Origin of the sequence: Aquabacterium sp., assembly GCF_048860245.1 — a bacterium.
GTDB lineage: Bacteria > Pseudomonadota > Gammaproteobacteria > Burkholderiales > Burkholderiaceae_C > Aquabacterium.
In genome coordinates this window covers 1-11,413 of the sequence record NZ_JBLIZW010000068.1, presented here as the reverse complement: position 1 = coordinate 11,413, position 11,413 = coordinate 1, and the positions used below count along the sequence as shown (strand labels likewise).

The following is an 11,413-nucleotide window of genomic DNA, read 5'->3' as shown; positions in this document are numbered from 1 at the left end:
TGCCGGTGTCCAGGCGCACCAGCAGGTGCTCACAGTAGGGGTCGAACAGGTCGATGTCGTGCGCTGCGGGGCTGCCGGCGGGCACGCTCAGGCGAGCGCCCATTTCTTCGGCAAAAACCTCATACCTCAGGCGTTGCGCTGCACGAACATCCTCCTCAGTGCGCGCCCAAACGACTTCAAGGGGCTGACGCGCGCTTGGCTGAGCGTCCGAGCTTGGATGAAGTGACCTCCGGGCGGAGCGTGCATCCCCGGTGTGGTTGGCGGACAGTTCGGACAAGGGCAGGGTAGGCAGGGGGAGGTCGCGCATCGTCATCTCCAATTCGTTCATGTCTGTGTCTCTGTGGGGCACAGTGTTGGCAGCGCGGGTGACGGTGCCGTGAAGGCTGGATGACACTTGTGTGACGCCCTCCGTTTTCCCCTTCGCGTCATCTGATTTCAGTCGGGCAACTCATGACAAATCCTCACGAAGACGTGGCACGGTCGCTGCTAGGATGACGTCATGAGCATCCAGATCTTCGGTTTGCCTGTCTCGCGCGGGGTTGCCATTGGCCGCGCAGTGCTGGTCGCATCCAGCCGGGTAGACGTGCCGCACGTTTTCATCGACCCGACTCTGATTGAGGAGGAGGTGGCCCGCCTGTACGCCGCGCGCGATGTGGTGGGGGCCGAGTTCGATGCGCTCAAGCGCGATCTGCCTCCGGATGCGCCAGCCGAACTGGCGGCCTTGCTCGATGTGCACCACATGTTGCTGCAGGACGAGGCCCTGATTGGTGCAGCGGCCGATTGGGTGCGCCAACGTCACTACAACGCTGAGTGGGCCCTGTCGGCGCAACTGGAGGTCCTGGCCCGCCAGTTTGACGAGATGGAAGACGCCTACCTGCGCGAGCGCAAGGCCGATCTGGAACAGGTGGTCGAGCGTCTGATCCGCAGCCTGGGCCGCGGTGCGCCGTTGACGCTGCCGGAAACCGACCGCGATTCGCGCGACTTCGGGGGGGACGAGCCGCTGGTGCTGGTTGCCAGCGACATTGCGCCCGCCGACATGCTGAACTTCAAGCGCAGCGTGTTCAAGGGTTTTGTGACCGACGTGGGCGGCAAGACCTCTCACACGGCCATCGTGGCGCGCAGCATGGACATCCCCGCTGTGGTGGGTGCCCGTCAGGCCAGTAGCCTCATCCGTTCGGACGACTGCATCATCATCGACGGCGATGCGGGTTTGGTGATCGTCGATCCTTCTCCCATCGTCCTGGAAGAGTACCGTTTCCGCCAGCGCCAAAGCGAGCTGGAGCGGGGGCGCTTGGCGCGCCTACGGCATACGCCTGCCGTCACGCTGGACGGTGAGCGTGTCGAGCTGCTGTCCAACATCGAGATGCCCGAAGACGCCGACGCCGTGCTCGAAGCTGGCTCGGTGGGTGTGGGTCTGTTCCGCAGCGAGTTTCTCTTCATGAACCGGGGCGGCAACCTGCCCGACGAGGAAGAGCAGTACGACGCCTATCGTCGTGCGGTCGAAGCGATGAAGGGCTTGCCCGTCACCATCCGTACAGTGGACATCGGTGCCGACAAGCCGCTGGATGCCATGTCGTCCAGCGAGTTGCGGCACGAGTCGGTGCTGAATCCGGCGCTGGGCTTGCGCGCCATTCGCTGGAGCCTGTCCGAGCCCAGCACGTTCCGCCGTCAGTTGCGGGCTTTGTTGCGCGCAGCAGCCCATGGCCCGGTGAAGATCATGATCCCGATGTTGTCGAGCGTGCGCGAAATCAAGCAAACGCTGGACAACGTCGCCCATGCCAAGCGGCAATTGGCAGAGGCGGGCAAGCCTTTTGGCGAAGTCGAACTGGGGGCCATGATCGAAGTGCCTGCCGCAGCGCTGACCTTGCCCGTGTTTCTGAAACATTTCGACTTCGTTTCCTTGGGAACGAATGACCTGATTCAGTACACCCTGGCGATTGACCGGACCGATGAGGCCGTGGCCCACCTGTACGACCCCTGGAACCCGGCTGTGCTGCAATTGCTGTACAGCACCATCAGCCAGGCCCGTGCGGCGGGCAAGGGCGTGAGTGTGTGCGGTGAAATGGCCGGTGATCCGGCCTTCACCGAGTTGTTGCTGGCCATGGGTCTGCGCACCTTCTCGATGCACCCGACCCAGGTGGCGTCCATCAAGCAGCGTGTGCTGCGTGCGGACACGCGCCGCTTGGCGCCGCTGGTGCCTCAGGTACTGGGCAGCGAAGATCCTGAAGCCGCGTGTCTCGAGCTGTTTGCTGCGGCCACCGGGGCCACACACTTGCCCCGGTTTGCGGCTTGATGCTCGGGCTCAGCGCTGGCTGAGCGCTTCCCAGCGTTCCAGCAAGACCATCAACTCTTCGTCGATGGCGTTGACGCGCTCGTGCATGGTACCGACGTTGGCGCCTTCCTTGGTGTAAACGTCGGGGTCTGCCAGCTTGTCGTTGAGCATCTTTTGCTCGGTTTCCAGTGCCTCGATGCGGCCTGGCAGCTCGTCAAGTTCGCGTTGTTCCTTGTAGCTGAGTTTGCGCTTGGGCGTGGCAGTGGTGGCTGGTGCTGGGGGGCTGGCTGTGGCCGCAGCCGCAGGTTCGGCGCTGCCTGCAGGCTTGTTGGGCGGCGTGGCTTTGCTGGCCGCCATGGCTTGCGCGCGCTTGGACTGGATCAGCCAATCTTCCACACCCCCTTCGTACTCACGCCACAGGCCTTCGCCCTCGGCCACCAGGGTCGAGGTGACCACGTTGTCGAGGAAGCGTCGGTCGTGGCTGACCAGGAAGACGGTGCCGGGGTACTCGGCCAGCAGGTCTTCGAGCAGGTCGAGGGTGTCGATGTCGAGGTCATTGGTGGGTTCGTCCAGCACCAGCACGTTGCTGGGCTTGGCAAACAAGCGGGCCAGCAGCAAGCGGTTGCGCTCACCGCCGCTGAGGGTGCGCACGGGCGAATTGGCTCGGGCCGGTGAGAACAGGAAGTCCTGCAGGTAACCCATCACGTGCTTGCGCGAGCCATTGATCTCGATCCATTCGCTGCCCGGGCTGATGAAGTCGGCCAGCGTGGCGTCGAGGTCGAGGTGGTCGCGCATCTGGTCAAAGTACGCCACCTGAAGATTGGCACCGAGCTTGACGGTGCCGCTGTCCGGGGCCAGTTCGCCCAGAATCATCTTGAGCAAGGTGGTCTTGCCCGCGCCATTGGCGCCCACCAGACCCACCTTGTCGCCACGCAAAATGGTGCCGCTGAAGCCTTTGACGATGTCTCGGCCCTGATACGTCTTGCTGACGTTGTCCAGGTCGGCCACGATCTTGCCGCCGCGTTCGCCTTGCGACACTTCCAGCTTGGCGCGGCCCATCACATCGCGGCGCTCGGCGCGGGTCTTTCGCAGATCTTCCAGGCGTTTGACGCGCGCCACCGAGCGGGTGCGTCGCGCTTCCACGCCCTTGCGGATCCAGACTTCTTCTTGGGCCAGCAGCTTGTCGAAGCGGGCGTTGGCCAGGGCCTCGTCGGCCAATTCGCGGGCCTTGAGGTCTTCGTAGGCCTTGAAGTTGCCGGGATAGCTGCGCAGGATGCCGCGGTCGAGCTCGACGATGCGGGTGCAGACGTTGTCCAGGAAGGCGCGATCGTGCGAGATCAGCACGATGCTGCCCTTGAACGCGACCAGCAACTCTTCCAGCCACGTGATGGCATCCAGATCCAGGTGGTTGGTAGGTTCGTCCAGGAACAGAACGTCCGGACTCGCCACCAGCGCGCGCGCCAAGGCCACACGTTTCTTCGTGCCCCCCGACAAACCGGCGATGGGCAGACTCGCATCCAGCCGCAGGCGCTGCAGGGTCTCGTCGACGCGTTGCTCCCAGGTCCAGCCATTGCGGGCTTCGATCTGGGTCATCAGGGCGTCGAGGTCATCGCCCTCTGCATGGGCCTCGAAGCGCTCACGCAAGGCCTTTACTTCGGCCAGACCTTCGCTCACGGTGCTGAACACCGTGGCGCCATCGGCAAAGTTGGGCTCTTGCGGCACGTAGGCCACTTCGACCCCGCTTTGAATCTGCAGTTGACCGTCATCGGCTTTCTCCAGGCCGGCCATGATCTTGAGCAGGGAAGACTTGCCCGTGCCGTTGCGGCCGATCAGGCCAACGCGTTCGCCAGTTTCGAGAGCGAACTCGGTGTGGTCAAGCAGGGCGACGTGGCCAAAGGCCAGGCAGGCGTCGCTCAAGGTCAAAACAGCCATGAGACTAGGATCCGCAAAAAGTGGGCGCGCCAGAGGGGTTGGCGCGCAAAGAGGGGCTTATTGTCGCTGCTGGCGCGCGATGGCGGCTTCCAGCGCATCCACAAAGCGTTGGGCCACGTTCCAGCCGGTCTGGTCGGTGATTTCCTGGAAGCAGGTTGGGCTGGTGACGTTGATTTCGGTGAGCCGGTCGCCAATGATGTCCAAGCCGACCAACAGCAGCCCACGTGCGGCCAGAATCGGCCCCAGATGGCGCGCGATGGCCCAGTCGCTGTCGCTCAGGGCTTGGGCGACACCCTTGCCGCCGGCGGCCAGATTGCCGCGCACCTCACCGCCTTGCGGGATGCGTGCGAGCGCGTAGGGAACGGGTTCACCGTCGATGAGCAACACACGCTTGTCACCGTCCACGATGGCGGGCAAGAAGCCCTGCACCATGATGGTTTGCTGGCCGTTGTTCGTCAGAGTCTCGGCAATGCTGCCGAGGTTCAAACCGTCATCCCGCACGCGGAAAATGCCCATGCCGCCCATGCCGTCCAGGGGCTTGAGGATGATGTCGCGGTGCTCGGCATGAAAGGCACGAATGGCGTCCATGTCACGCGTCACGAGGGTCGGGGCGATGTGCAGCGGGAATTCAAGGATGGCCAGCTTTTCAGGGTGCTCGCGCAGGGCTTGAGGGCGGTTGAACACCTTGGCACCTTCACGCTCGGCCTGGGTCAGCAGGTGGGTGGTGTAGAGGTATTCCGGATCGAAGGGGGGATCCTTGCGCATCAGGACGCCGTCCATGCTGGCCAGTGCCATGTTGGCGACTTCCTGTTCTTCGTACCAGTCGATGGCGTCGCTTGTGAGTGTGATGCGGCGGCTGCGGGCCTGCACCACCTCACCACGTCGCCAGACGATGTCTTGCGGCTCGCAAGCCCACAACTCATGACCACGTGAGGCCGCTTCGCGCATCATCGCAAACGTGCTGTCCTTGTGGGTCTTGAAGGTATCGAGCGGATCGGCTACGAAAAGGAGTTTCATGGTTCGTCAGTCTGGTCGTCAGCGGGATGAGCCTTGAAGTTTTCCACGAACAGCGTCAGCGTGCCGGCGACCAGGCCCCAAAACGCAGAACCGATGCCCATCAAGGTCACGCCAGACAGCGTGACCAGGAACGTGATAAGAGCAGCCTCACGGTGGTGGTCGTCCTTCAGTGCCGAGGCCAGTCCGTTGCCAATGGTGCCCAGCAAGGCCAAGCCCGCCACGCCCATGATCAGGGCGCTGGGAAACGCAGCCAGAATGCCGGCTACCGCGCCGCCCAGCAGACCCATGACCATGTAGAACATGCCGGCCATGACCGCCGCGGTGTAGCGCTTGCTGGCATCGGCGTGTGCATGAGGGTTCAACACGATGGCGGCAGTGATCGCCGCCAGATTGAAGGCATAACCACCAAAGGGGGCGCCGAGCAGCGTGACCAGCCCGGACCAGCTCATCAGTCTCGAAACGGGCGGTTCGTACCCGGACACCCGAATGGCTGACACGCCGGGGACGGCTTGTGAGGCCATGGTCACGATGAACAACGGCAGCCCCATGCCGATCACCGCCAACCACGACCAACTGGGGGTGACCCAGACCGGCGCAGCCACAGACCAAGTCAATTGTTCGGTATTCAGTTGACCTCGCTGCCAAGCGAGCAGTGCGCCGACCAGCAAGACGCCCAATACCGCGTAGCGTGGCCACCAGCGCTTGCCGACCAGATAGGTCAGCAGCATGCCAATGACCAGTAAGGGGTGGGGTGCCGCTTCGGCAAACGCCAGCAAGGCGAACTTGGCCAGAATGCCCGCCAGCAGGGCTGATGCCAAGGCGTAGGGGATGCGGTTCATCACGCGGGCAAACCAACCAGTGACCCCGCACAACCACATCAGCACGCCGCACACCATGAAGGCGCCAGTGGCTTCAGACAGGCTCACCCCGTTGGCGGCGCTGGCGATCACGGCGGCCCCGGGTGTTGACCACGTGATCAAAATGGGTGCGCGCGTCCACAGAGACAGCCCGATTGAGCTCAAGCCCATGCCGAGCCCCAGCACCAACACCCATGACGTGACCTGATCCGGCGAGGCCCCCAGCGAGCGGGCCGCATGGAACACCAGCGCGATCGTGCTGGTGAAAGCGACCAGCGTCGCCACAAAACCGGACGACACCGAAGTCAGGCTGGTGTCCCTGAAGATCTGCCTCAGGGACAGACGCATGCCGTCAGATCTCCACCTTCGAGCCCAACTCCACCACGCGGTTGGTTGGCAGGCTCAGGAAGTCAGCGATGCCCGACGCGTTGCGGTGCATGCCCGCAAACAGCTTTTCACGCCAAGGTGCCATGCCGCTGCCGATGGTGGGGATCACGATGTCACGCGACAGGAAATAGCTGGTTTCCATGTCGTTGATGGCCACACCTTGTGCCTTCACCAACTGCAGGGCTTCGGGCACGTTCAGCTCGTTCATGAAGCCGAAGTGCAGCATCACTTGCCAGCAGTCGTTGCCCAAGTCTTCAATCTCGATGCGCTTGTCTGCAGAGATGTAAGGCACCTCATGCGAGCGCACAGTCACGAACAGGTTCTGAGAGTGCAGCACCTTGTTGTGCTTGAGGTTGTGCAGCAAGGCATTGGGCGTGCTGCCTGCATCGGCGTTCAAGAACACGGCTGTGCCCTCCACGCGGGTGGGGGGGCTGCAGAACACGGCTTCCAGGAAGGGGTGCAGGTCAATCGCGTCGGAGCGCAGGCGCTCGTGCAGCAGCGAACGTCCGTCGCGCCAAGTCATCATCAGGCTGAACATGACGATGCCCACCAGCAAGGGGAACCAGCCGCCATCCACGATCTTGATGGCGTTGGCACTGAAGAACATGATGTCAATGATCAGGAACGCGCCAGTCGCCATCACGCACACGGGCAACGTCAACTTCCATGCATAGCGGATCACGAAGAAAGTCATCACGGTGGTGATCAGCATGTCGATCGTCACGGTGATGCCGTAGGCGGCGGCCAACTTGCTGCTGGAGCCAAACAGCGCCACGGCCAGCACGATACAGGCGTAGAGCGCCCAGTTCACAAACGGGATGTAAATTTGCCCAGTCTCTTGCTCGGAGGTGTGCAGGATGCGCAAACGCGGCAAATAACCCAGCTGAATGATTTGCTTGGTCACCGAGAAGGCGGCGGTGATCAGCGCTTGCGACGCAATCACCGTGGCCGCAGTGGCCAAGCCCACCAAGGGGTAGAGGGCCCACTGAGGTGCCATTTCAAAGAACGGGTTTTCGACGTTCTCGGGGTGCTCCAGCAGCATCGCGCCCTGGCCGAAGTAGTTCAACACCAAAGACGGCAGCACCAGACTGAACCAAGCCAGACGGATGGGCAATTTACCGAAATGTCCCATGTCGGCGTACAGCGCCTCGGCACCGGTGGCACACAGGATCACGGCACCCAAGGCGATGAAGGCCAGACCCGGGTGCTGGTAGATGAAGGTCAGCGCATACAGTGGGTTCATGGCCGCCAGAACGGCCGGATTCTCAACGATGTGAATCGCACCCAACACGGCGACCACCAAAAACCAGACCGTGGTGATGGGGCCGAAAAATTTGCCGATGCCGCTGGTGCCATGTTTTTGCACCATGAAAAGCGCCGTCAACACCACCAAGGTGATGGGCACCACATACTTCTCCAGACCTGGTGCAGCGACTTCCATGCCCTCAACGGCCGACAGCACTGACACAGCGGGTGTGATCACCCCGTCACCAAAGAAAATGGCGGTGCCAAACATGCCCACCGCCAGAAGGCGGTTGCGCAAGGCCGGGCGGTCTTTCACTGCCGTGGACGCCAGGGCCAGCATGGCAATCAAGCCACCTTCGCCGTTGTTGTCCGCACGCAGGATCAGCGTCACATACTTCAGCGACACGACAATGGTCAGTGTCCAGAAGATCAGCGACAAGATGCCGTAGATGTTCTCGGGGGTGAGTTGAAGGTGGCCGTGTGCGAACACTTCCTTCAATGCATACAGTGGGCTGGTACCAATGTCTCCGTAGACGATACCGATGGCCCCCAGAGTCAGGGCAGCCAGTTGAGAGCTGGAGAGCTTGGCGCGCGAGTCGTGGTGTTGCACAGGAATGGGTGTGAATCAAACGATGCAGCCATTTTGCCCCTTTTCACCTGGGAATTGCTGCACTGCGCAAGCAACACTCCGGCAGTTGTGCTGATGTTTAGTTATAGATTTCAGCATCTGGATCGGTCGCTTCCAGCTCATAACTGGCGGCCAGCATGGCCAGTCTGCCGACCACGCCATACATGTAGAACCGATTCGGTGCGCTGGCGCCAGGCTTGACACCAGGGCGAGGCAATTGTGTGGGCTCCGGGAATCCCAGCGGGACAAAGTGCGAGCCTGGGGCATTCAGGTTCTCGTCTACGCCCCGGTCTGCGTGAACCCGGTAGAAGCCGCCCACCACATAGCGGTCGATCATGTAAACCACTGGCTCGGCCACAGCATCGTTGATCTGCTCGTAGGTGGCCACACCCTCCTGGATCAGCACGCGGTTGACTGCTTGGCCGTCTTTGATCACGGCCATCTTGTTGCGCGTGCGCCGACTGAGTTCGGCGACCTCCTTGGCATCTCGTACCGTCATGATGCCCATCCCGTAGGTGCCGTTGTCAGGCTTCACCACCACAAACGGCTTCTCGTTGATGCCGTATTCCTTGTACTTGCGGCGAACCTTGTTGAGCATGGCATCGACCTGGCTTTCGAGGCACTCGAAACCGGTTTCTTCCTGGAAGTTCACCTCGTCGCACACCGAGTACATCGGGTTGATCAGCCATGGGTCCATGCCCAACAGCTTGGCAAATTTCTTGGCGACCTCTTCGTAGGCCGCGAAATGCTGGCTCTTGCGGCGCACGGCCCAGCCAGCATGCAACGGGGGCAACAGGTATTGCTCGTGCAGTCCCTGCAGCACCTCCGGAATGCCCGCCGACAGATCGTTGTTCAGCAAGATCGTACAGGGGTCAAAGTGCTTGAGCCCCAAACGTCGGCGTGTTCTGACCAAGGGTTCCAGCGTCAATGCGGTGCCGTCCGGCAAGGCAATGTCAGTGGGGCTGGTGATGCTCTCATCCAAGGTGCCCAGGCGCACATTCAGGCCCGCCAGCGTGAAGATCTGAACCAGTCGGGCCACATTCGACAGGTAGAACGTGTTGCGAGTGTGCTTTTCAGGAATCAGCAACAGGTTCTTGGCTTCCGGACAAATCTTTTCGATGGCGGCCATGGCGGCCTGAACCGCCAGCGGCAGCATCTCGGGCGTCAGATTGTTGAAACCACCGGGAAAGAGGTTGGTGTCCACAGGGGCCAGCTTGAAGCCAGCATTGCGCAGATCCACCGACGAGTAGAAAGGGGGGGTGTGCTCCATCCATTCAAGGCGGAACCACCGCTCAATGGCTGGGACCGATTCCAGCATCCGCTGTTCAAGTTCGTTGATCGGGCCGGTCAATGCAGTAATCAGGTGGGGAACCATGGCGTGCCTTGTTTTCTTGTAAGGAATGGGCGGCACCCATTTTAGGAACATCAGGCAACCCCAACGCTGAGTTGTTTTGAATACAGCGATGCAAAAAATCAAAAAGGGGGTGATCCGAAGATCACCCCCTTTGAGGTAACAGTCTAGGAGAAGACCAGATTACTTGTGATAGGCGGTCTCACCGTGCGAGGTGATATCCAGACCTTCACGCTCTTCCTCTTCAGGAACGCGCAGACCGATCACGATGTCAACGATCTTGTAAGCGATCAGGGACACCACAGCCGACCAGATCACGGTCACGCCAACAGCCTTGGCTTGTGTCAGCACTTGCGTGGCGATGGAGTAGTCAGCAGCGGGGATCACCGAAGCGGTCACCCAGTCACCGACAGCCGATGGGCCACCCAGGTTGGGCGAGTTGAACACGCCGGTGGTCAGGGCACCGAAGATGCCGCCCACGCCGTGGACACCGAAGACGTCCAGGGAGTCGTCTGCACCCAGCAGCTTCTTCAGACCGGTCACACCCCACAGGCAGATCAGACCAGCCAGCAGGCCGATGATCACGGCACCACCCAGGCCGACGTTACCGGCGGCAGGCGTGATGGCAACCAGACCCGCAACAGCACCCGAAGCAGCGCCCAGCATCGAAGCCTTGCCCTTCAGCAGGGACTCACCCAGGCACCAGCCGAGGACGGCAGCAGCCGTGGCGATGAAGGTGTTGATGAAGGCCAGAGCAGCGAAGCCGTTGGCTTCCAGAGCGGAGCCGGCGTTGAAACCGAACCAACCCACCCACAGCAGCGAAGCGCCAACCATGGTCAGAGTCAGGGAGTGAGGCGTGAACGCTTCCTTGCCGAAGCCGATGCGCTTGCCAACCATGTAGGAACCGACCAGACCGGCCACAGCGGCGTTGATGTGCACAACGGTACCGCCAGCGAAGTCCAGAGCGCCCCATTGCCAGATCAGACCAGCCTTGGCGTTCAAGGCGTCAACCACTTCCTTGCCGGTGTAGGCGTCAGGACCCATCCAGAACCAGACCATGTGAGCGATCGGAGCGTAGGAGAAGGTGAACCACAGCACCATGAACATCAGCACGGCAGAGAACTTCATGCGCTCGGCGAAGGCACCCACGATCAGTGCACAGGTGATGCCGGCGAAGGTTGCCTGGAATGCAGCGAACACGATCTCATACATTGGCGTGCCCTTGCTGAAGGTCGCGGCCAAGGAGAAGGTGCCAGCGGCGTTGTCCCAGATGCCCTTCATGAAGAGGCGATCCAAGCCACCGATGTACGCGTTGCCTTCGGTGAAAGCCAAGCTGTAGCCGTACACGAACCACAGCACGACGATCAGCGAGAACGTGACCATCACTTGCATCAGCACGGACAGCATGTTCTTGCTGCGGACCAGGCCACCGTAGAACAGGGCCAGACCGGGCACGGTCATCAGGATCACCAGCAGCGTGGAGACCATCATCCAGGTCGTGTCACCCTTGTTGGGGACGGGGGCAGGTGAGGCGGTGGCTGCATCGGATGCAGCTTCGGACGCAGCGGGGGCTGCAGCAGGCGCAGCGTCAGCTGCCGATGCAGGAGCATCAGCCACAGCCGATGCCGCAACAGGGGCCGAGGCCGCGGTGTCTTGAGCGTAGGAGACGCCGAACACACCGAAGGCCGCGAGACCCAGCGCGATGGACGCAATGAGCTTTCTCA

General features: G+C 61.7%; 8 protein-coding genes. 1 reads left to right on the top strand and 7 read right to left on the bottom strand.

Features of this window, described 5'->3' with window-relative positions; genetic code table 11:
- Positions 1-307, bottom strand: a 307-nt coding sequence (locus ACMV18_RS07590) for a GNAT family N-acetyltransferase (protein ID WP_420817335.1), incomplete at its 3' end; no start/stop codon positions are given.
- 192 nt (positions 308-499) lie between these two features.
- Between ACMV18_RS07590 and ptsP the strand changes: the two genes are divergently transcribed.
- Positions 500-2,293: a phosphoenolpyruvate--protein phosphotransferase gene (gene ptsP / locus ACMV18_RS07585; protein WP_420817334.1), complete on the top strand. Its 1,794-nt coding sequence runs from the start codon at positions 500-502 to the stop codon at positions 2,291-2,293.
- 9 nt (positions 2,294-2,302) lie between these two features.
- Here the strand turns inward: ptsP and ACMV18_RS07580 are convergent, their stop codons facing one another.
- The 6 genes from ACMV18_RS07580 to ACMV18_RS07555 form a co-directional block, all read right to left on the bottom strand.
- Positions 2,303-4,204, bottom strand: coding sequence for an ATP-binding cassette domain-containing protein (locus ACMV18_RS07580; RefSeq protein WP_420817333.1), 1,902 nt, complete (start codon positions 4,202-4,204; stop codon positions 2,303-2,305).
- A gap of 57 nt (positions 4,205-4,261) precedes the next feature.
- Complete coding sequence (gshB, locus tag ACMV18_RS07575; protein WP_420817332.1) at positions 4,262-5,221, bottom strand: glutathione synthase; 960 nt, start codon at positions 5,219-5,221, stop codon at positions 4,262-4,264.
- Positions 5,218-6,426: a benzoate/H(+) symporter BenE family transporter gene (locus tag ACMV18_RS07570; protein ID WP_420817331.1), complete on the bottom strand. Its 1,209-nt coding sequence runs from the start codon at positions 6,424-6,426 to the stop codon at positions 5,218-5,220. The genes gshB and ACMV18_RS07570 overlap by 4 nt, the downstream gene beginning before the upstream one ends.
- Positions 6,427-6,430: 4 nt before the next feature.
- Positions 6,431-8,320 carry a potassium transporter Kup gene (locus ACMV18_RS07565; protein WP_374258641.1) on the bottom strand — a complete coding sequence of 630 codons (1,890 nt, stop codon included), beginning with the start codon at positions 8,318-8,320 and terminating at the stop codon, positions 6,431-6,433.
- A 97-nt stretch (positions 8,321-8,417) separates the two neighbouring features.
- Complete coding sequence (gshA, locus tag ACMV18_RS07560; RefSeq protein WP_420817330.1) at positions 8,418-9,713, bottom strand: glutamate--cysteine ligase; 1,296 nt, start codon at positions 9,711-9,713, stop codon at positions 8,418-8,420.
- 159 nt (positions 9,714-9,872) lie between these two features.
- The coding region (locus ACMV18_RS07555; RefSeq protein WP_420817329.1) for an ammonium transporter at positions 9,873-11,413 on the bottom strand (1,541 nt) is incomplete at its 5' end.